We start from the raw sequence: 19965 nt of genomic DNA on the forward strand, positions 1-19965 counted from the left end.
TCGCAAACAATGTTTTTTGCATAATCAATAGCATATACCATCGGTACAATTTTTGCAACGGTTTTAAATCCCTATTATAAAAGGGTTTGTATAGTCCGAACATTTACTGTAGTATAAATTTTATACAATCGGTATAACAAAGGATTTAGGTGATTAAATGAACGATCGAAAGCGTCAAGTGATTGAAAAAGCACACCAGCTTTTTATTGAAAAGGGATTCCATGCCACTTCTATTCAGGATATCCTCGATTACAGCGGAATATCAAAAGGTACCTTCTATAATTATTTTTCAACCAAAAACGAATTGCTGATGGACATTTTCCGAATAGCATTCAAAAAAATGGAAAAGGGCCGTAATGCATTGCTGATTGGCCAGAACCCTTCAGATCCGGAGGTCTTTATCAGCCAAATCGAATTTCAAATGACCGCAAACCGGGAAAATAAAATAATTCCGCTTTTTGAAGAAGTATTCTTTTCGGGAGATAAGGAACTTAAACATTTTATTGAAACTGGACAAATGAAGTCATTACGCTGGGTTTGTGAACGTCTTGCAGATATTACAGAAGATGTAACCCATCCTTTTCTTTTGGATGCAGCCATCATGCTGAATGGTATTCTCCTTCAGCATATCAGGTATCATCGCAAGGCCCATGGAGAAGCAGTAAGTATCCAACCGGTTGTGAGGTATAGTGTGACACGTACATTGAACTTGCTCGAACAGGTAGCCAAAACAGGGGAACAACTGCTGCCACCTGAAATTCTGGAAAAATGGCTGCCGTCTTTTAAAACAGAGGATCTGGACTGGAGAACAAAAATTCATTCTGTGATCACAAAATTACGGAAAACGAACAACAATGACATAGAGACCTTGCAAAAGCTCGATTTCATCCAAGAAGAAATCCTTAAATCAAAGGAACCGAGGAAATTCCTGATTGATGCCGTTCTACTTTCGTTATCGAGCGTAAACACAAATGACCTCAATGATCTTAAGGAACTTGTGGATATAAATCTGTTGGAGAAGACATGAAAATCCCCCTTGCATATCAGCAAGGGGGTCTTTTCTATCGATGCAATTATTTTTCAAGCAAGCCTAAATAATAGTTCACCAATAGAGGATATTCAGCCAATTCTATTTTTCCCTTTTCGTTAATGGAATAAATTCCCCTTTCGACTCTTTCAAACCACTGATAGTAGTTTTTTTGAAGAATCGATGGAGTCTTTGCGCCAGTTCCAAGTGCCACAAGAGCTTTTGGTGACATCTGCCCGAGTTTTTCCAGGTAACAGGCAATCTGGATGGAGTTTTCCTTATACGCAGTCATGATTTTTCGTTTATTGCTGCCACCAATATTGTAGTCCCCGCTCCGGCCTTCGATTTCAGCTATAAGCGCAGCTTTTTTTCGTTTGTTTTTGCTTTTTGACCGGTCAAAGGGTTCAGGGTGAACAACAAAATCGATTCTTTTGCGAGTTCCTGTAAAAGAAACCGTAATCAAACCCAATTCCAGCCTTTTCATTAGATGGATTACATCATTCCAGCGCTTTCTTGAAATCCGTTTTGGCTTTGGGATGGCGACATATACAAGATCAGTCAGACGCAGTCTCCTTGTTGCCTGGAGCAGCAAATCGATATTCAGATTTAATTTTAATTCCACGATCACAAGATCCTCATCTTTCACCGCTGTCAGATCACAATCATGCACCTCGCCATTGACGCGATACCCCTGTTTTATAAAATGCTTCCTGATCGGCTCATAAAGATCCATTTCGTATAATTTCGTCATTTGTAAAACCCTCTGTAAGTAATGCAGTTTCCTTTCATTATAGCAAACTTTTATAAGAGTAAGTCATTAAGACGAGCATCCTACATATAATGTCTATTGATTACGCAGCGGAGGATGAAAAATGAAAGTATTTGTCTTATTCCTATTGAGCTTGCTACTTGGAATGATGATTTACCTTAAATTTGAAATGGACGAAGCCAGGAAAGTCTCAAACGAAATTGAAGTTGAATATCTCACCGAGGAATACACCATTAAAAAGGTTGGTGAATCTGGGTATTTTGGTGAAAACGAGGAAGGAAAGAGTATTTACTTTAAGAGTGAAAAAGTTGTAACACATTCATCACTGCAAATCGGAAATAAAGTAATCGTGTATTTCGATAAAAGTGGACGAATTGATGGGCCTGTTAAAATTGAGAAGAAAGAATAGGGAGTGTGCATAAGCACGCTCCCTTTGACTTTTACCTTAATGCCTTCCTTTCCTCCAGCTTTTGTGCAATCGCCTCTGTAAGCTCCTGCCCGCTCTTCGGAAGTGAAGTTTTCATGACTGCATTCATGACCGGTGCCAGTGCACCTTCTGCAGCCATCTGCAGATAACCAATCATTTTTGTTTGATTTTCTCCTACTGTTTCGGCTTTGAAATATCCATTACCAGTGAGGTTTTCATTGATCCCTTTCAAATCGAAAGTAACTCTCGTTGGTTCTGCCCATTCGGTAATCGTTACCTGCAGACTGATTTTCTTTTTCAATAGGCCAATCGTTTCCTTGAACGTCCAGTTCGATTGATGTTCATTCAGTTTCTCATGGCTGATATAGCCTGGCAATAGCGGCGCCCAATTATCCATGTCTTTGACAAAATCCCATACTTCCTCTATCGGGACTCCCATTATGATTTCATGTTTTCCTTCAGGCATGTCATCCTCACCTCCTTCATAAAGAGATATATGATTGGCCATCTTATTTATACTTTGTCCCAGTAAATCTTCCTATTTCAAGCCCATTTTTATGGTATACCCTAAAAAAAGCACACCTAGCTGGTGTGGTTTTCAACAAAATATTAACCTATTTTTTAAGTGTTTTTTCCAAAAAAGCCTTTAACCGATCCTGATATTCTTTTTCGGCAATGGTGTAAGCTTCTGTGTGCCCTGCACCTGGAACAATCCAAAGCAGTTTTTCTCCGGTTGCTGCCTCAAATAAGCGAGTTCCCATTTCCGTAGGAACCAGTTTGTCTTGATCTCCATGAATGATCCACAATGGCAGGTTATTTTTAGCAACACTGTCAAGTGCTGACGCTTCTGCAAATGAATATCCTGCCCTAATGTCCGTTATGAAACTAGTAACCTGCATGACAGGAAATGGAGGAAGATGGTACAAATATTTAAGTTGATGTGTCAACTCTTCAAGAACGGTTGTATACCCACTGTCGGCAATAATTCCCTTTACCTGCTCGGGCAGCTTCTCCCCACTCGCCATAAGAACGGTTGCTGCACCCATTGAAAATCCGTGAAGGTAGATATTCTCGGCTCGAGCCTCATCAACCAGGAATTCTGCCCATTGAACATAATCTTTGCGATCATGCCAGCCATAGCCGATATAATCACCTTCGCTTAAGCCGTGCCCCCTGGCGTCAGGCTTGAGAATATCATAACCCTGTTCATAGTAGAATTTCGTAATTCCAGGCATCTGTTCACTGTTCCCTTTATAGCCATGTGCCAGGATTACTGCTTTTCCAGTCGAATGGGCATTTTTTAAAAATCGCGCTTTTAATGTAAGGCCGTCTGATGTTTTCATCTCAACAATTTCGAAGTCTTGCTCCTTTGTCCAAGCCATTAAATCTTCCACTTTTGCCTGCTGCTCCTCTTCACTAAGCAGCGTGGCAGCTGTCACACTTTCACCGCCTCCATGCAGTTCCACTGAATCATGGGTTCTATTGATGGCAACATTATAAAAATAATTCCCTGCCGCAAAAAGGCCGATCAATAAAGCAAATAATATACTGCTTCCAATCCAAATGATTTTCTTTTTCAAACCAGTATTCCCCTTTACCCCAAGTCATCTTTATATTTTTTATAAATATTTTACCAGAAAGCGAGAGTAATTAGACCAAACTTCCTGAAGTTACATATATTTCAAAATTGGGTATAGATAATTAAATGGAAAAAGGAGGCTGGTTGGAATGGAAATTCAGAAAAAGCATATTCTGAAAACCTACAAGAATGAGCAAGATGCTATTAATGCGATTGAACAAATTAAGGAAGAAAAAGAAACGCCGTTCAACAGCTCTACTTCAGGCTATAATGTGGAAAGATCAACAGCGGAAAAATATTCTGCAGATATTGATGAACCGGCATTTGAAGATTTTGAAGATGAGCCAAGTCAAAATCCAGATCCACTAGCGAATAAAAGCACCGATTTAGAACGCCCCATTCCAGAACGCGATATAAATTACCGTGTAAGATAAAAGGAGTACGGCTCAGCCCGTGCTCCTTCTTTAATTTGTTCTAAAACTTTTAATTCAGTCTAAAATCTGATCAATTTAGAAGTTATATATGTAAACTCAAATGATATTTATGTTGACATATGATATTTACTATAGGTAATCTTTATATATAAACTTACATAAAGGAGTTATTTACACATGAAGTTAAAAACATTAGATTTAACTCTGGCAGCAATGTTTGTTGCCCTGATGGCATTTGGTTCAAACATTACTTCCATCGTACCATTCATGGTTGTCGGTGGGGTTCCAATCACATTGCAAACCTTTTTCGCCATCCTTGCTGGCGCTGTGCTTGGCAGCAGATTAGGTGCGATTTCGATGATCGTGTACGCACTCGTTGGATTGGCAGGAGTACCAGTCTTTGCCCAATTTGGCGGAGGATTTTCCACATTCATCAGTCCAACATTCGGCTTCATTGTTTCGTTTATCTTCACTGCCTATGCTGTTGGAAAAATTGTAGAGAAAAAACGCACAGTGGCTACATTCATTTTTGCTTCACTCATTGGACTCGTAATTAATTATGTAATCGGTACCAATTGGATGTACCTAGCATATAAAATGTGGGCCTCAGCTCCAGAAGGGTTCACGTATAAAATGGCTTGGCTATGGATGGTAGTGCCACTTCCAAAGGATATCATCCTTGCAGTATTCGCAGGAATAATGGCAGCAAGACTTGAAAGATCCGTCTTATCAAAATCCAGTTTCAGTCATTTAAGGAAAGCAGCTTAATTCTATCAAAGGCATAACTATGAATGTTATGCCTTTTTTAATTTATTTCAGACTATGTGTTGTACTTGTGAAAGAATAGTAGGAAAACAAGTATTCTCTTCGGTCATAGATTCCTACCTTTGGAACTACATACCCGGTTGATGCTCTTTTAATTGTTTATCGATGGCCTTATCTCTTTCGCCTCCATCTGCAAGTTCTTCGGAAAACTCATGCTCCTGGAGCCCTGTTTTTCCAACTAGCTTTGAACTGGCAATAGTTGCTGATGGAAGATTGTTATTTGGTGCACTTTGCTCATTCCATTTATCCATACCTCTACCTCCTTTTGTCTTACTATTTGTAAATATCCATCACTCCATTCCATATTGTTGGTGAATACAGATCTATCTTTCGGTGAAATATGAAGAAGACTATTTAGATTTTGCAGTAAATGTATTTCAATAATAATATGTAAGCAATTAAGGATCAGCATGAATGGATGTGTACTTAATGTCAAAATGTGATCTTGTAATCCTGCACACAAGTGACATACACGGGACTATTTTACCGATTCATTATGGAAACAATGGTGTTAACAATGCAGGCTTGGCTAAGCTAAATACAGTTTTCACAAGAGAAATGAACGAGCATGAATGCTGCTTGTTAATTGATAATGGGGATGTCATTCAGGGGACGCCGCTGACGTACCATTATGCCCGTCACCTGAATCATATGAAGAATCCGATCATCAGTGTCCTTAATCACATGTGTTATGATGCATCTGTGATTGGCAACCATGAATTTAATTTTGGAAAGAGAATCCTTACAAAAGCAGTTTCTGAGTCAAATTTCCCCTGGCTATCGGCAAACATTGTCGATGCACAAACAATGGAACCTGCTTTCGGAAAACCATACTTAATAAAATCCTACTCTAATGGGCTGAGAGTTGCAGTTCTTGGTGTATCTACCCATTTCATTCCTCATTGGGAAAATCCACATAATATAGAAGGTTTCATTTTTCTTGATGCTTTTACGGCCGTAAGGGACTGGATTATTTTTTTACAAAAGAACGAGAAGTACGAACTGCTGGTTGTCTCCTATCATGGGGGTTTTGAGAGGGACTTGGAAAGTGGCATTCCAACAGAACAGCAAACAGGCGAGAATCAGGCATACCGTATGTGCATGGAAATACCCGGGATCGACATTTTAATGACCGGGCATCAACATCGTCGACTTTGTTCGAAACTGAATGGTGTGATCGTTGTTCAGCCAGGTCATAAAGGCCAGGCTTTTTCGAAGGTAACTGTTACATTTGAAAATTACAATGGAAAATGGGCTGTTATTACTAAAACGGCAAGTATCATAGAAGTAACAGAACATACCAAACCAAGTCCTGATATCCTCGAAATGGTAAAGGAGTATGAAGAATCAACGCAACATTGGCTGGATCAGCCCCTTGGCGAAATCATTGGTGATTTGCAGGTACTCTCTCCCTTTGATGTTCGAAGAAAGGACCACCCTCTTATTGAGTTCATTAATAAGGTTCAAATGGACGCAGCGGGAGTAGATATTTCTTCTACTGCCCTTTTTCATAATGAATCGCCTGGCTTTCCTAATAAGGTCACTATGAGAGATATTGTTTCAAATTACATTTATCCAAACACGTTAAAAGTGATTCAGGTGTCCGGGAAGGATATTAAGGAAGCTCTAGAAAAATCAGCGGAGTATTTTATTCTGGATCATACAGGGCAAATCATTGTAAACCCTACCTATGAACATCCCAAGCCACAGCATTATAACTATGATATGTGGGAAGGAATTGATTACATACTTGATATTTCAAAGCCTGTCGGCAGCCGTGTTATAAAGCTTCAGTATAAAGAAGCTCCACTCAATCTAGAAGGATCCTATAATGTGGTTATGAATAATTACCGTGCTGGTGGCGGGGGTAATCACACAATGTTCAAAGGAAAGAGAGTTATAAAAGAAATCCAGGCAGACATGACTGAATTGCTGGCTGACTATATCCAGAGACACAGGAAAATCGAATCTACCTGCAATAATAATTGGATGTTGTTTCCCCTCAAATAGGTCTATTGAATGAATTCTCTTTATTTAATTTGCTATTGATTCCAGTTTCTGTTATGATGAAATAGAATTATTTTTGTTCGGTGTAAAGGATAGAAATTATTTCGTCTTAATGATCACTTTGGGCAAGGATAGTAACATATGTGCGTAAAGCACTGGGAGGTAACAGGAATGGAACAAGGTACAGTAAAATGGTTTAACGCAGAAAAAGGTTTTGGATTCATCGAGCGCGAAGGTGGAGACGACGTATTCGTACACTTCTCTGCTATCCAAACTGAAGGTTTCAAATCATTAGACGAAGGTCAAAAAGTATCTTTCGACGTTGAGCAAGGCGCTCGCGGACCACAAGCTGCTAACGTTGTAAAACTATAATAGAAGTTTTACTAAGAAAGAAGGTTCCATTGGGACCTTCTTTTTTTATATTAAACTATAGATGGTTTGAGATGATTTTTTTAATGAAATACATAGATATAACAAATAAAATCAGATTCTTCCATTTTAATACGAGTTTATTGTCCTCGGGCTGGACAATTCCCAGAGCTGCTACCTTCCAGAACCATTTCTTGTCTGTAATTCTGTTTCTTCGCCGTGGCGTTTCCCCTTCCCTTTTCTCATTTTCGTAATGAGCCCAAACCAGGACGATGATGATATCGAGTACTGAGGCAGCAGTTAAGGCGATCATCACAAACCGGTCTGATGGTCTCCACCGGTCACTTTGTTCTAATTCTTTTTTCTTCTGCTCCTGTTTCAGTTCAGATTTTTTTATTGCATCTTTAAATGCCGATTCAACATTTTCTGGGTTGTTTTTTTTAAAAGTTGAATTTTCCCCAACTGAAGTAACACCAACTATGATTGAAGTCATTAACAAGAAATAAAGTACAAAAAAAGCAGCTATTATGTTTGTCCCACTGTTTAATCGTTTCTTCACTGGAATCCTCTCCTCACTTATGAAGTTTACGGGAAATTATTCCATCTAGCAATTATTAAAATTTTAAATCAGAATGATTACGAAAATCATTTACAAATTCACTGGAATAACATAAAATTTAAAACGGAATCATTTCGTTTTAAATAAGATGTACTTTTGAAAAAGATACATAACAGCAAAAATCACTCTATCAAATTTTAATAAATTCATATTTTATCTGTATACTATTAAAAAATGTCAGGAGGATTCGATGATCAAGCTGGTCCGAACTAATATATTAGATTTAACTGGATTTGCTATTATTTTGTCATTATTATGGTTCATTACCATTGGCTCAGGCCTAAAGGAAACGATTGAGCTCCCTTCTTCTCTCTTAAACCTTAATACCATTTTCTTAAGCATATTAATAGAAGCCTTTCCTTTCGTTTTGATTGGAGTGTTAATAGCAGGTATGATCCAGATTTTCGTTACTGAGGAACATATCAGTAAATGGATCCCAAAGAATAAAGTTATGGCAATCGTGATGAGTTGCAGTGTCGGAGCTCTTTTTCCGGCCTGCGAATGTGGTATTGTACCGATCATCAGGCGATTGGTTGGCAAAGGGGTTCCTGTTGCTGCCGCAATTGGGTTCATGCTGACTGGCCCCCTTATAAATCCGATTGTCATTGCCTCTACATACATGGCTTTCGGCAATGATGCGAAAATCGCTGCATTAAGGATGGGCCTTGGATTTTTGATTGCCTTGATTGTTGCTTTTATCATTGGTGCCTTGTTTAAAGGGACTCAATTTAAAGCTGCTGTTACTAATTCGATTCACGCTCATTCAACCAGAAAGTCCTTTCTCGAAAAGTTTTGGTCAATGCTTCAGCATTCGATTGATGAATTTTTTGATATGGCCAAGTATCTGGTTGCAGGGGCATTTCTCGCAGCGCTCGTCCAAACTTATATGCCTGCAAGGACCTTACTCGAGATTGGCAACGGAACAGCATCATCTTTGGCAGTCATGATGGGTCTTGCATATTTCCTGTCTCTCTGCTCTGAAGCAGATGCTTTTATTGGAGCATCATTCAGCAGTATTTTTCCGTCAACGTCCATTCTTGGATTCCTGATTTTCGGCCCAATGATTGATTTGAAAAACACTTTGATGATGATGAGTGTCTTCCGCTTCAAATTTGTCATGACGGTCCTTGCAACAGTTGCCGGTACTGTATTTATCACTCTTTTGCTGCTCAGCAGCTTGCTTTAAGGAGGATCAGAAATGGTATTTCACCCTCAACAGGCGGCTAGATCGCTGATTTTGCTAGGATTTTCTGTGTTGCTTTATTTGTTGCATACCTCAGGAGAAATCCTCCTGTTCATCAACCCAAAATATCTAATGCTAAGCAAAGCGGCCGCATTTTTATTTCTGTTTTTATTTTTCATCCAAATCACCAGAACTTGGACAGTAAAAGACACACAGAATACAGTTCATGGGGATGATTGCTGCTCACACGATAATGACCATCATCATGATCATGGCGATACACCCTTTTCTGTAAAAAAATTAGTTTCTTATTCTATCATTGTTTTTCCATTGCTGACAGGGTTCATTCTTCCAGCGAAGGTACTTGATTCTTCGATTGCAGACAAGAAAGGCGCTATGCTTTCAATTGCCGGTTCCAGCAAAAATGGAGACAAGCAACCCGGAGAAGAAAATTCAGCAGCACTTGAGGAGACAAAGAATATTGATGAGTCCGAACAAGGATCTCTGTTACAGGACGATACGTCTACCGTAACTGGTTATGAGAATGAAAAATCAGAGACTGAGTATAATCAGCTCATGAAACAATTGGAGAAAAGCGACACCATTGTTTTTGATGACAGTATTTATTCAACCTACTATGAAGAAATCAGTGCGAATATTGATAAGTTCGTGGGAAGAAAGGTCAGGCTGAACGGGTTTGTCTATAAGGAAGAAGGCTTTTCTGCCAACCAGCTCGTTGTCTCCAGATTTCTTGTCACACATTGTGTAGCTGACGCAAGTATCATAGGCTTCCTGTCAGAGTTCCCTGACGCCGCTAAAATTGAAAAAGATAGATGGATTCAGATTGAAGGAGTCATTGAGAACGGATCGTACATCGACAACCCGATCCCATTGATAAAAGTAACTAGTTGGGAGGAGACGAGCGAGCCGGAATCACCTTATCTTTATCCGATCAGTATAAGAAGAAATTAAAACATCGAAGTGTCAATAATACTTATTGAATGAAGGACAGATTTTTCGTATCTACAGCTATTTTTGTCCTTCATCGCCTTGATGACGGAAAATAATTTCGTTTTTACACGGTTTTTTTCCTTAATAACCAAGATGACAGACACTAACTATGTATTTAACCAGGTTGTTGTCCTTCTGCTCAATTTACTAAGAATCTCAAAAGGGATGGAACATTGTGGTTCCATCCCTTTTGTCAGTATTAAACACCCTTATATGCCAATCGGTAAATTTCTGCAAGCTCTGTTACTAATGGCAGCTTTGGATTTGCTGTAGTGCACTGGTCCTCGAATGCGCGTTCTGCAAGCTGGTCGACTTTTGCATCAAATTCTGCTTTTTCAACGCCGTTTGCTTCGATGCTCATTGGAATATCCATTTCCCTTGCCAGCTTGATGATTGCCTGGACGAGACTTTCAACTCCCTCTTCAGTGGTGCGTGCTGGCAAGCCGAGAATGCGGGCAATTTCAGCGTAGCGCTGGTCTGCGACAAAGCTTTCGTATTTAGGGAAAGCCGTGAACTTTTTCGGTTTGGTCGCGTTATATCGGATGACATGCGGCATCAGAATCGTGTTGGATCGGCCGTGGGCAATGTGGAATTCCGCACCGAGCTTATGTGCAAGGCTATGGTTAATGCCAAGGAAAGCATTGGCAAACGCCATGCCGGCAATCGTCGATGCGTTGTGCACCTTCTCGCGGGCTACTTCATCCTGTCCGTTTCGATATGCTCTTGGAAGATACTCAAACACGAGCTGGATCGCCTTGATGGCGAGACCGTCAGTATAGTCATTAGCCATGCAGCTTACATATGCTTCAATCGCATGTGTCAGAACGTCCATACCTGTATCTGCCGTAATATGCTTCGGTACGGTCATGACAAATTGCGGGTCGACAATTGCTACATCCGGAGTCAATTCATAATCTGCCAAGGGATATTTGATATTCGCCTTTTTATCGGTAATAACTGAGAATGAGGTCACCTCAGATCCAGTACCAGATGTTGTCGGAATCGCAACGAATTGGGCTTTGCGGCCAAGCTGCGGATATTTGACAATACGCTTCCGAATATCAAGGAATTTCTGTTTTAAGCCATGGAAGTCTGTCTCAGGATATTCATAGAACAGCCACATGCCTTTTGCTGCGTCCATGGCTGAGCCACCGCCCAGAGCAATGATGACATCCGGCTGGAAGCTTGCCATCATTTCGGCACCTTTCATCACTGTTTCGATTGAAGGATCTGGTTCGACTTCTGAGAATATCTCGCAATGAACATAGTCTGGACGCTTCCTTAAGTGGTAGAGAACTCTATCGACATAGCCGAGCTTCACCATGCCTGGGTCTGTTACGATAAAAGCCTTAGAAATTTTTGGCATCTTTGCAAGATATTGAGTAGAGTTCTTCTCAAAATAAATCTTGGAAGGCACTTTAAACCACTGCATATTCACATTCCTTCTCGCTACTTTTTTTACATTGATCAAATTAATCGCACCAACATTTGTCGATACTGAATTGCCTCCATATGTGCCGCAGCCAAGGGTCAAAGATGGCAGATAGGCATTATAAATATCGCCGATTGCGCCCTGGGATGAAGGTGCATTCACGATGACGCGCCCCGCCCTCATCCGCAAACCGAAAGCTTTTATCACTTCATCGCTTGTCGAATGGATAACGGCTGAATGTCCAAGCCCGCCGAACTCAAGCATTTCTTCAGCCCGCTTGAGCCCTTCATCTGTGCCATTCACTTTATAGCAAGCCAATACCGGACTTAATTTTTCACGTGACAGAGGATATTGCGGACCGACACCTTTAAGTTCGGCAATGAGTATTTTAGTCTCCTCCGGCACCGTCACACCTGCCATTTCAGCGATCTTTTGCGCAGGCATCCCCACGATATCGGCATTTACTGCACATGATTGTTCATTGATCACAAGCTTCTCTACTTTCGCCTTTTCTTCCTCATTCAAGAAGTAGCAGCTGTTCGCAATCATTTCTGACTTTACTTCGTGATAAATTTCCTTGTCGATGATGACAGCCTGTTCAGATGCACAAATCATTCCATTGTCAAAGGTTTTGGATAAAATCAGGTCATTGACTGCGCGTTTTACATTTGCAGTTCGTTCGATATAGCAAGGTACATTACCAGGTCCAACCCCTAATGCCGGTTTGCCTGAGCTGTAAGCCGATTTCACCATACCGGCACCGCCTGTAGCTAAAATTAGTGAAATTTTCGGATGATTCATTAACGCTTGTGTTGCTTCAAGTGACGGTTTTTCAATCCACTGGACACAATCTTCCGGTGCCCCTGCTTTAACAGCTGCGTCGCGGAGAATTCTTGCTGCCTCACTGCTGCATTTTTGAGCTGATGGATGAAAGGCGAAAATGATTGGATTGCGAGTCTTGATCGAAATCAGCGCTTTGAACATAGTTGTAGATGTAGGATTCGTAACCGGTGTAACCCCTGCAATCACTCCAACCGGCTCAGCGATCGTAATCATGCCTTCATGTTCATTTTCGTCAATGATGCCAGCTGTTTTATCATATTTGATGTTATGGTACACATACTCTGTTGCGAACATGTTTTTGATGATCTTATCTTCATAAACACCGCGCTTCGTTTCCTCGACTGCCATCTTTGCAAGCGGCATATGCTGATCCAGCCCTGCCAGAGCCATTTCCTTTACGATTGCGTTGACTGCATCCTGGTCCAGTTCCCGCATTTTAGCTAATGATTTCAAGCCCTTCTCTACTAAACTATCGACCATTTTTGTAACGGATGATTGCTCTTTTACCACTTTTTCAACTGTCCCCATTTTTCAGGACCTCCTTTTATTTTGAGAAAATTTACTGGAATATGTAGTTCATAAGCTGAAGTGATTTATTTTGTGAAAGATTTCACATGATTAACTAAAAAAATTACTCACATACAGGATTCCTTGGTATTTTTTCGAAACTGATATCTGTCAAAAACTTGGTTCTTCTTTTAACAATGATCACGAAGTTTACAGTCCAGATATAAGCAGGAATTTCTTCATCATCTTTAAACATCATTGCTTCAAATTCATCCCCCATGACCTCCTCGAGCACTTCCTGGGTATATGTCTCGGTATCTGTTGAGAATGGTTTAAATTCACAATACATCATTTTCATCACTCCTTTTTCTCTTTCTAATTAAAGATTATCATATTAAATGAATAATAGTTTGTGAAATATTGAACAATGTATGAACTGTTGTAAACCATCAACAAGTATAAGTATTGAATTATTTTTGAAAGCGGTTTCAAAAAAATCGTTATTTCAATATAACATACACACAGCCACGAAAGCACATTTCATTAAAGAGTTTAAAAAAGTCCTCCCTTTTATTTTCTCCTTTATATTAGCACAAATGGGCTAAATAACCATTGAAATAATCCAGTATCCCTTTATAATTCATACTAAACACATTGGAATTATTGGAGGGAAAATTTATGAATCTATTTAAAGAAAAGTGCCCCCACTGCAAAAAAGCCCTGGAAGCAGTAAACCATCCTTCCAGCAAAGCGATCGTTGTAAAATCCTGTCCAGATGGCCATTTTGAAAAAGAATTCCACCCGGCCCTTGAAACATATGTAGAAATTCATAAAGTTTCATAAACTAGCGAAGCAGGGCCCTCTGAATGAGAGCCCTGCTTTTTCGTCAATAGTTTCTTTTTTATATTCACTAAGATGACAATAATTGTTTTCATAATTTGTTCACATTTGTCTCCAAAAGCGTAACAATTTCCATGTTAGAATGATTACAAATAAACCACTGTGATATTTATCACACCTTTTGCCACAACTTACCGTTCACTTCGGGGTCAATTTCGACAAGTTTGTGAACTAATGAACAAAAGTATGTGATATAATGAACAAGGTTTTTTATCTGAAAGGAGCTGCAGTGATGAAGAAATCCAAACTATTATTGGTCTCCCTCACCTCGATTATGGCTGTGCTGTTGCTTAGCGGCTGTGAGAATAATATGGTCGTTTTCAATCCGCAGGGACCAATCGCAAGACAAATTCTTGAATTGATCAACTTCTCAATCGCTCTGATGCTTTTGGTTACCGTTGTTGTATTCGGACTATTCGCTTTCATAGTCTGGAAATACCGTGAACGCAAGGACAATATGGACTATGAGCCGCCTGAAGAACATGGCAGCACTATATTGGAAATTGTTTGGACAGTCATTCCTATTTTAATCATAATTGCACTGACCATTCCTACGGTCAAAACGATTTATGCTATAGATGAAGTGCCCAAAGGCTATGAAGATAAGGAACCTTTGGTCATCAATGTTACTTCTGCCGACTGGAAATGGATTTTCAGCTATCCGGAACAGGGCATTGAAACTGTGAACTACGTAAATATTCCAGAAGACAGACCGATTGATTTCAGACTGACATCTGCTGGGACAATGCAAAGCTTCTGGATTCCTGCCCTTGGCGGCCAGAAGTACTCGATGGCAAAAGCGGAAACTCAGCTTTACCTTGTAGCAGACAATCCTGGATCTTATGTAGGACGTAACACTAACTTCAATGGCCAGGGTTATGCTGGAATGGAATTCGAAGTTCTTTCACAGACAGAGAAAGAATTCAATGAATGGGTGAAAGAAGTAAAAGATACCGCTCCAAAGATGACATTGGCTGAATATGAAAAGATGCTTGAGCCATCTCATTTTGGCCGTAAGACATTCTCAAACACTCACCTGAAATGGGTAGATCATTCTGATCCACATTCAAAGAACTATACAAACCCAGAAATGTACGACAGAGGACATGGCTGGCCTGGAAAGATCTTTGAGGATAAGGATAATTACAAGAATAAAGACGGAAGCACTGAAAGTTCTAATCATGAAAACCATGAAAATATGAACCATTCAGAATCTGAAACTGATGATTCACACGGGGGTGACCACAGTGGGCATTAAATGGGATGAATTTTTCGTAACTGGCGATCCATTGATTTTCGCTTCACAAATTGGGATTGCCTTGACACTGGTTGGTGCATTGGCCGGTATCACCTATTTTAAAAAATGGAATTACCTTTGGAAAGATTGGCTCACAACCGTAGACCACAAGAAAATCGGGATCATGTATATCCTGCTTGGCGTCGTGATGTTTTTCCGCGGTGGAATTGATGGCTTGATGATGAAAGGCCAAACAGCGGTTCCTGAAAATGACTTCCTGAACGCGCAGCATTATAATGAAGTCTTTACTACTCACGGTGTCATCATGATTCTGTTTGTCGCGATGCCGCTACTGATTGGTCTCATGAACTTTGTGATTCCGCTGCAGATCGGTGCCCGTGACGTTGCCTTCCCGCAGCTGAACGCACTTAGCTTCTGGCTTACTGTGAGTGGTGCGGCGCTATTCAATATTTCCTTTATTATCGGTGGTTCACCAGATGCCGGGTGGACATCCTACTTCCCTCTTGCCGGGAAAGAATTCAGCCCTGGGATCGGGAATAACTTTTACGCTGTCGCCCTGCAAATAGCAGGTGCAGGTACTTTGATGACGGGTATTAACTTCGTTGTCACAGTGTTAAAAATGAGAACTAAAGGCATGACGTTAATGAAGATGCCGATGTTCACATGGACATCATTCATTACATCGATCATCATCGTGGCAAGCTTCCCTATTTTTACAGTAGCTCTTGCGTTGATGACATTTGACCGTACATTCGGAACGCATTTCTTTACGATTTCCGGCGGCGGTATGGATATGCTCTGGGCGAACCTGTTCTGGTTATGGGGACACCCTGAAGTTTATATCGTTGTTCTTCCGGCATTCGGCATGCTGTCAGATATTATCTCAACATTCGCCCGTAAAACGCTTTACGGTTATAAATCAATGGTCATTTCCATTGTGATGATTTCAGTTTTAAGTATGCTTGTGTGGGTTCACCACTTTTTCACGATGGGCAACAGTGCCGGAGTGAACTCATTTTTCTCAATCACAACCATGGCGATTGCCATCCCTACAGGGGTTAAGGTTTTCAACTGGCTGTTCACGATGAGAAAAGGCCGAATCAAGTTTACGACAGCAATGCTCTGGTCACTTGCTTTCGTACCTAACTTTGTCATCGGCGGTGTGACCGGAGTCATGCTCGCAATGGCTGCTGCAGACTATCAGTATCACAACACGTTATTTCTTGTGGCACACTTTCATTATGTATTGATCCCGGGGGTTGTGTTCCCGATTTTTGCAGGCCTTTACTTCTGGTGGCCAAAAATGTTCGGCTATATGCTGAACGAAAAAATCGGCAAATGGCACTTCTGGCTGTTCGTCATCGGCTTCAACGTCACCTTCATGCCAATGTTCTTCCTTGGGTTGGACGGTGCGGTCCGCCGCGCGTACACTTATTCTGCTGAAACAGGATTTGGACCATTGATGATGATCTCAGCGATTGGCTCCGTCATCCTTGCTGCAGGTTTCGCAGCACTTGTCTACAACATTTACTGGAGCGCCCGTTACGCTGACCGCAATATCGGCAATGATCCATGGGACGCTAGGACGCTTGAGTGGGCAACGGCTACACCAGTGCAGCACTATAACTTTGCTTCCCTGCCGGATGTAACAAAATTAGATGCTTTCTGGCATATGAAAAAGAACAATGATCTTCAGCCACTGACTGAAGATGAAATCGAAGAAATACACTTGCCAAGCAACACCTGGATTCCTATTTACATGGGTGTCGTGTTTGGAATATCCGGATTCCTGCTTGTATTTGAATGGACAATCGCAGCCGGAGTTGCCGCTCTTGGTATACTCGCAGGTCTGGCCTTCCGTTCATTCGATTATGACGAGGGATTCCATGTTCATAAAGATGAAATCTACGAAACTGAACGCAAATGGCGAAAAGGCGCGAACAAAGGAGTGAAGAACCATGTCAGCTAAAATCAACACAGCTTTGCCGCTAGAATATCAAACAGAACAAAACAGGATGAACATCCTCGGCTTCTGGATCTTCCTCGGAGCTGAAATCGTGCTCTTCGCAACGCTTTTCGGAGTATACGGTGTCCTCGGTGAGAGATATGCCGGCGGTCCAACACAAAAGGATATCTTCGTTGTAAAAGATGTCATGATTCAGACATTCCTGCTATTGACAAGCAGTTTCACAATGGGAATCTCGATCTTTGAAATGCGCCGCAGCAATATTAAAGGCATGCTGATGTGGCTTGTATTTACATTATTGCTTGGCGGCGGATTCCTATTCATGGAGATTCGCGAGTTCATGCATTATGTTCATGAAGGTGCATCGATGCAAACAAGTGCGTTCCTTTCCAGCTTCTTCGTCCTGCTTGGAACGCACGGCTTGCACGTAACAATCGGGATTGGCTGGGCGATCCTGCTGATCATCCAGATCCTCCAGCGAGGACTGACACCAATCACTGCCCGTAAGACTTTCATCTTCGGTCTATACTGGCACTTCCTTGATGTCGTCTGGATCTTTATCTTCACATTTGTATATCTAGCAGGGTTGGTGATGTAAATGGAAAAGCATTCAAAAGGCTTCCCAATTAGCCATATCGTTGGATTCTTCATGTCGCTTGCCCTGACATTCGGTGCTGCATGGATTGCGCTTCAGAGTTCACTTTCAATGAAGGCAGTCATGTGGATCATCGGCTCACTGGCAGTTGCCCAGGCTGGTATCCAGCTGTACATGTTCATGCACGTCAATGAAGGCGATGATAAAGTGACGAATAATATCAATATCCTTTACTCGGCTTTCATCGCAGTCGTCATTGTGGCAGGCTCTATTTGGGTAATGACTTCTGGACATTCGCATTAAAAAAAGTAAACCAGGCGCTTCCCTTGAGCGCCTGGTTTTTTGCATTTAAAACTCTGTTTAATGTACCTTTTTACTGTTTAAAGCTAAATTCACCATTTTCAATTAAACCAACTCATCCTTTTGACCTTTGATCAAACGGAGACGTGGCAATTTCCCTTCTTTCCTGAAAAGCGAAAACATTGCAAAGTTGAATACTGCTAGAAACAGCGATAGTACAGCATGCTGGAATCCGTGAGAAATGACAGCGAGGAATCCGCTTACAATACAATAAACACCAACAATTAGATAAAAGTACATAAGAAGTTTTCCCACCAATGATTCCTCCATTTTGTATTTAATTCATATATTAACAGAATTTACGAAAAAATGTCACATAATGTTCACAATTACTTCTTTATTTTTTTACAAAGTAAAACCACAAGAGTTTCAACTCTCGTGGCCTTGTAAAATTTCCATTTATTTTACGAAAAAGAAGGTTTGGATAAGGAACAATTCGCGACTTCTGCCTGCAGACGCGGTTCGTAATAACTCAGATTAGACAGGAAATAGCAGGTCTCAGGGAAATGATGTTCCAGAAAACGCAGAGTCGTTTTATTCAGCAGGGTATGTTCCTTGTATTTCTCAACCATCATTCTGATAAATTGATTCATTTCCAGTGTTGTCTTGCCAACCTCGTAAATAAATGCCTGTTGTCTCGCAAAGCCTGGCTGTTTAACACGTAAATAATTTTTCATATGGTGGTTTTGAACCATATACAACTGGAAAAGCCTTTTATATTCCTGTGTTGCTAAATTTGTCCCTACTTCAATGGGATCAAGCATATTCTCGAAAAGTAAAGCGTGGCCCAGCTGGTCTTCAAGCCATAAATCCATTAATTCAGCAGCTGTTAATCTGACAGGCTGCTGTCCTTGAACTAAATAACTAAGGATTCGTAAATATTCCTGATTTTCACTTAGCGTCCCATTTAAGTACGTTGGAGACAGATTCAGATTAACCTTATTATCGATCCGTAATGCCTGAAGCGTTCCCTCGAAATCCAGATAGGTTTTTGCGAGTTTAAAGGCCCTTCCTGCAAAATCAATCATACCTGGGTCATTATACTTTGCGTTTCTCGGAATCGTCTTTAATGTTGCCAGAAGATTCGCGTATAAACCAATAAACTGGTTTGCCATATCTACATACTCTTCTTCACTTGGAGATAGTGCATCCCTTACGAAGTACGCATGGTCCTGAAGCATTTCGAGCCAAAAAGAATGTTCATCCCACAAAGAAATCAATTTTATTTCCCCTCCTTCCCCTAATAATTACGGTGATAATGACGCATAAATGATTGCCGGATGAAAATTTCATATCTTGCTCATTTTTTTATCCGTTATTTGAGATACTAAAAAAATAATTCCATTTCGCAGGATTAAAGGATGTTGCTAAGTGAAAAAACGTAAATTTTTTATACTTTTGATGACAATTTTGCCATGGTTTTCACTGCCCTTCCTTGGAAAACAAACATTCAGGAAGTTCCTGCCGGGTGCTCTGTTCATGGGAATATACTTAATTTTTGAAGGCAGGTTAGCTGAAAGAAGAAAATGGTGGTGGTTCCCATTCAAAGTAAGGCCAAATGTCATTGCAGAAATGCCATTAATATGGGGCCCTTTTTTCATCGGATCTTTCTGGATACTAAAGTACACCTACAAAAAGTTTAATTTATATTTATTGGTTAATATCCTGGTCGATTCACTTTTTACTTACTACGGCCTGGATATTCTAAGAAAATTGGGCTATGCCACACTGGTTCGACTCAATAAATTCCAATTGTCTTTCGTGTTTATGATAAAAACATTCGTCCTATATGGATTTCAGGTATTCTATGACAAGCTAATTCGAGGACTTCCAGATTAATGGAACAATAAAATG

The 19965-nt window shown here is 40.6% G+C and carries 23 protein-coding genes; 14 read left to right on the forward strand and 9 right to left on the reverse strand.

Features of this window, described 5'->3' with window-relative positions; translation table 11 throughout:
* Nucleotides 1-157 precede the first annotated feature (157 nt).
* The gene (locus ACXAEA_RS12365; protein ID WP_475096184.1) at nt 158-1027 is read left to right on the forward strand and encodes a TetR/AcrR family transcriptional regulator; all 870 of its coding nucleotides are present in this window, start codon (nt 158-160) and stop codon (nt 1025-1027) included.
* A gap of 46 nt (nt 1028-1073) precedes the next feature.
* On the opposite strand, the gene ACXAEA_RS12370 is transcribed toward ACXAEA_RS12365, so the two are convergent.
* Nucleotides 1074-1778: a DUF2161 domain-containing phosphodiesterase gene (locus tag ACXAEA_RS12370; protein ID WP_475096185.1), complete on the reverse strand. Its 705-nt coding sequence runs from the start codon at nt 1776-1778 to the stop codon at nt 1074-1076.
* Between the two features lie 121 nt (nt 1779-1899).
* On the opposite strand from ACXAEA_RS12370, the gene ACXAEA_RS12375 reads away from it, so the two are divergent.
* The gene (locus tag ACXAEA_RS12375) at nt 1900-2205 is read left to right on the forward strand and encodes a hypothetical protein (RefSeq protein ID WP_475096186.1); all 306 of its coding nucleotides are present in this window, start codon (nt 1900-1902) and stop codon (nt 2203-2205) included.
* A gap of 31 nt (nt 2206-2236) precedes the next feature.
* On the opposite strand, the gene ACXAEA_RS12380 is transcribed toward ACXAEA_RS12375, so the two are convergent.
* Together ACXAEA_RS12380 and ACXAEA_RS12385 are read right to left on the reverse strand one after the other, a co-directional pair.
* A complete protein-coding gene (locus ACXAEA_RS12380; protein ID WP_475096187.1) occupies nt 2237-2689 on the reverse strand; it encodes a CoxG family protein in 453 nt (150 codons plus the stop codon).
* Nucleotides 2690-2837: 148 nt separating this feature from the next.
* Complete coding sequence (locus ACXAEA_RS12385) at nt 2838-3803, reverse strand: alpha/beta hydrolase (RefSeq protein ID WP_475096188.1); 966 nt, start codon at nt 3801-3803, stop codon at nt 2838-2840.
* Between the two features lie 148 nt (nt 3804-3951).
* On the opposite strand from ACXAEA_RS12385, the gene ACXAEA_RS12390 reads away from it, so the two are divergent.
* Complete coding sequence (locus ACXAEA_RS12390) at nt 3952-4236, forward strand: hypothetical protein (protein WP_475096189.1); 285 nt, start codon at nt 3952-3954, stop codon at nt 4234-4236.
* Between the two features lie 177 nt (nt 4237-4413).
* Complete coding sequence (locus ACXAEA_RS12395; RefSeq protein WP_475096190.1) at nt 4414-5004, forward strand: biotin transporter BioY; 591 nt, start codon at nt 4414-4416, stop codon at nt 5002-5004.
* Nucleotides 5005-5129: 125 nt separating this feature from the next.
* On the opposite strand, the gene ACXAEA_RS12400 is transcribed toward ACXAEA_RS12395, so the two are convergent.
* Nucleotides 5130-5312 carry a hypothetical protein gene (locus ACXAEA_RS12400; RefSeq protein WP_475096191.1) on the reverse strand — a complete coding sequence of 61 codons (183 nt, stop codon included), beginning with the start codon at nt 5310-5312 and terminating at the stop codon, nt 5130-5132.
* A gap of 178 nt (nt 5313-5490) precedes the next feature.
* On the opposite strand from ACXAEA_RS12400, the gene ACXAEA_RS12405 reads away from it, so the two are divergent.
* On the forward strand, nt 5491-7071 hold the full coding sequence (locus tag ACXAEA_RS12405; RefSeq protein ID WP_475096192.1) for a bifunctional metallophosphatase/5'-nucleotidase: 1581 nt from the start codon (nt 5491-5493) through the stop codon (nt 7069-7071).
* Between the two features lie 168 nt (nt 7072-7239).
* Nucleotides 7240-7440: a cold-shock protein gene (locus ACXAEA_RS12410; protein ID WP_475096193.1), complete on the forward strand. Its 201-nt coding sequence runs from the start codon at nt 7240-7242 to the stop codon at nt 7438-7440.
* A 55-nt stretch (nt 7441-7495) separates the two neighbouring features.
* Here ACXAEA_RS12410 and ACXAEA_RS12415 read toward each other — a convergent pair whose 3' ends face one another.
* Entirely contained in the window at nt 7496-7996 is a 501-nt protein-coding gene (locus ACXAEA_RS12415; RefSeq protein WP_475096194.1) for a hypothetical protein, read from the reverse strand.
* Nucleotides 7997-8246: 250 nt separating this feature from the next.
* Here ACXAEA_RS12415 and ACXAEA_RS12420 point away from each other — a divergent pair, with 250 nt between their 5' ends.
* Both ACXAEA_RS12420 and ACXAEA_RS12425 read left to right on the forward strand, forming a co-directional pair.
* Nucleotides 8247-9242 carry a permease gene (locus ACXAEA_RS12420; RefSeq protein WP_475096195.1) on the forward strand — a complete coding sequence of 332 codons (996 nt, stop codon included), beginning with the start codon at nt 8247-8249 and terminating at the stop codon, nt 9240-9242.
* A 12-nt stretch (nt 9243-9254) separates the two neighbouring features.
* The gene (locus ACXAEA_RS12425) at nt 9255-10211 is read left to right on the forward strand and encodes a TIGR03943 family putative permease subunit (protein ID WP_475096196.1); all 957 of its coding nucleotides are present in this window, start codon (nt 9255-9257) and stop codon (nt 10209-10211) included.
* A 238-nt stretch (nt 10212-10449) separates the two neighbouring features.
* Here ACXAEA_RS12425 and adhE read toward each other — a convergent pair whose 3' ends face one another.
* Both adhE and ACXAEA_RS12435 read right to left on the reverse strand, forming a co-directional pair.
* On the reverse strand, nt 10450-13053 hold the full coding sequence (gene adhE, locus ACXAEA_RS12430; protein ID WP_475096197.1) for a bifunctional acetaldehyde-CoA/alcohol dehydrogenase: 2604 nt from the start codon (nt 13051-13053) through the stop codon (nt 10450-10452).
* Nucleotides 13054-13156: 103 nt separating this feature from the next.
* On the reverse strand, nt 13157-13384 hold the full coding sequence (locus ACXAEA_RS12435; protein ID WP_475096198.1) for a hypothetical protein: 228 nt from the start codon (nt 13382-13384) through the stop codon (nt 13157-13159).
* A gap of 326 nt (nt 13385-13710) precedes the next feature.
* On the opposite strand from ACXAEA_RS12435, the gene ACXAEA_RS12440 reads away from it, so the two are divergent.
* From ACXAEA_RS12440 to qoxD, 5 genes are all read left to right on the forward strand, one after another.
* On the forward strand, nt 13711-13875 hold the full coding sequence (locus ACXAEA_RS12440; protein WP_475096199.1) for a hypothetical protein: 165 nt from the start codon (nt 13711-13713) through the stop codon (nt 13873-13875).
* A 289-nt stretch (nt 13876-14164) separates the two neighbouring features.
* The gene (qoxA, locus tag ACXAEA_RS12445) at nt 14165-15190 is read left to right on the forward strand and encodes a cytochrome aa3 quinol oxidase subunit II (protein WP_475096200.1); all 1026 of its coding nucleotides are present in this window, start codon (nt 14165-14167) and stop codon (nt 15188-15190) included.
* Nucleotides 15180-17159, forward strand: coding sequence for a cytochrome aa3 quinol oxidase subunit I (qoxB, locus tag ACXAEA_RS12450; RefSeq protein ID WP_475096201.1), 1980 nt, complete (start codon nt 15180-15182; stop codon nt 17157-17159). Before qoxA ends, qoxB begins: the two co-directional genes overlap by 11 nt.
* Nucleotides 17149-17754, forward strand: coding sequence for a cytochrome aa3 quinol oxidase subunit III (gene qoxC / locus ACXAEA_RS12455; RefSeq protein ID WP_475096202.1), 606 nt, complete (start codon nt 17149-17151; stop codon nt 17752-17754). Before qoxB ends, qoxC begins: the two co-directional genes overlap by 11 nt.
* Nucleotides 17755-18054: a cytochrome aa3 quinol oxidase subunit IV gene (gene qoxD / locus ACXAEA_RS12460; protein ID WP_475096203.1), complete on the forward strand. Its 300-nt coding sequence runs from the start codon at nt 17755-17757 to the stop codon at nt 18052-18054. It abuts the gene before it with no gap.
* Nucleotides 18055-18156: 102 nt separating this feature from the next.
* Here the strand turns inward: qoxD and ACXAEA_RS12465 are convergent, their stop codons facing one another.
* Together ACXAEA_RS12465 and ACXAEA_RS12470 are read right to left on the reverse strand one after the other, a co-directional pair.
* Nucleotides 18157-18366 carry a hypothetical protein gene (locus tag ACXAEA_RS12465; RefSeq protein ID WP_475096204.1) on the reverse strand — a complete coding sequence of 70 codons (210 nt, stop codon included), beginning with the start codon at nt 18364-18366 and terminating at the stop codon, nt 18157-18159.
* Nucleotides 18367-18515: 149 nt separating this feature from the next.
* On the reverse strand, nt 18516-19331 hold the full coding sequence (locus ACXAEA_RS12470) for a DUF2935 domain-containing protein (RefSeq protein WP_475096205.1): 816 nt from the start codon (nt 19329-19331) through the stop codon (nt 18516-18518).
* A gap of 151 nt (nt 19332-19482) precedes the next feature.
* Between ACXAEA_RS12470 and ACXAEA_RS12475 the strand changes: the two genes are divergently transcribed.
* Nucleotides 19483-19950 (forward strand): hypothetical protein, encoded by a 468-nt coding sequence (locus tag ACXAEA_RS12475; RefSeq protein WP_475096206.1) that lies wholly within the window; start codon nt 19483-19485, stop codon nt 19948-19950.
* The last annotated feature ends 15 nt before the right edge of the window (nt 19951-19965 follow it).

The sequence above is a fragment of the Mesobacillus sp. ABV4_180 genome, assembly GCF_056158485.1.

Bases quoted from the DNA above. Each gene is read 5' to 3' on its own strand.
- qoxA (WP_475096200.1), top strand. From the start codon at position 14,165: ATGAAGAAATCCAAACTATTATTGGTCTCCCTCACCTCGATTATGGCT.
- ACXAEA_RS12365 (WP_475096184.1), top strand. From the start codon at position 158: ATGAACGATCGAAAGCGTCAAGTGATTGAAAAAGCACACCAGCTTTTT.
- adhE (WP_475096197.1), bottom strand. From the start codon at position 13,053: ATGGGGACAGTTGAAAAAGTGGTAAAAGAGCAATCATCCGTTACAAAA.
- ACXAEA_RS12435 (WP_475096198.1), bottom strand. From the start codon at position 13,384: ATGATGTATTGTGAATTTAAACCATTCTCAACAGATACCGAGACATAT.
- ACXAEA_RS12380 (WP_475096187.1), bottom strand. From the start codon at position 2,689: ATGCCTGAAGGAAAACATGAAATCATAATGGGAGTCCCGATAGAGGAA.
- ACXAEA_RS12425 (WP_475096196.1), top strand. From the start codon at position 9,255: ATGGTATTTCACCCTCAACAGGCGGCTAGATCGCTGATTTTGCTAGGA.
- qoxD (WP_475096203.1), top strand. From the start codon at position 17,755: ATGGAAAAGCATTCAAAAGGCTTCCCAATTAGCCATATCGTTGGATTC.
- ACXAEA_RS12420 (WP_475096195.1), top strand. From the start codon at position 8,247: ATGATCAAGCTGGTCCGAACTAATATATTAGATTTAACTGGATTTGCT.
- ACXAEA_RS12405 (WP_475096192.1), top strand. From the start codon at position 5,491: ATGTCAAAATGTGATCTTGTAATCCTGCACACAAGTGACATACACGGG.
- ACXAEA_RS12410 (WP_475096193.1), top strand. From the start codon at position 7,240: ATGGAACAAGGTACAGTAAAATGGTTTAACGCAGAAAAAGGTTTTGGA.
- ACXAEA_RS12375 (WP_475096186.1), top strand. From the start codon at position 1,900: ATGAAAGTATTTGTCTTATTCCTATTGAGCTTGCTACTTGGAATGATG.
- qoxC (WP_475096202.1), top strand. From the start codon at position 17,149: ATGTCAGCTAAAATCAACACAGCTTTGCCGCTAGAATATCAAACAGAA.
- ACXAEA_RS12370 (WP_475096185.1), bottom strand. From the start codon at position 1,778: ATGACGAAATTATACGAAATGGATCTTTATGAGCCGATCAGGAAGCAT.
- ACXAEA_RS12390 (WP_475096189.1), top strand. From the start codon at position 3,952: ATGGAAATTCAGAAAAAGCATATTCTGAAAACCTACAAGAATGAGCAA.
- ACXAEA_RS12395 (WP_475096190.1), top strand. From the start codon at position 4,414: ATGAAGTTAAAAACATTAGATTTAACTCTGGCAGCAATGTTTGTTGCC.
- ACXAEA_RS12440 (WP_475096199.1), top strand. From the start codon at position 13,711: ATGAATCTATTTAAAGAAAAGTGCCCCCACTGCAAAAAAGCCCTGGAA.
- ACXAEA_RS12400 (WP_475096191.1), bottom strand. From the start codon at position 5,312: ATGGATAAATGGAATGAGCAAAGTGCACCAAATAACAATCTTCCATCA.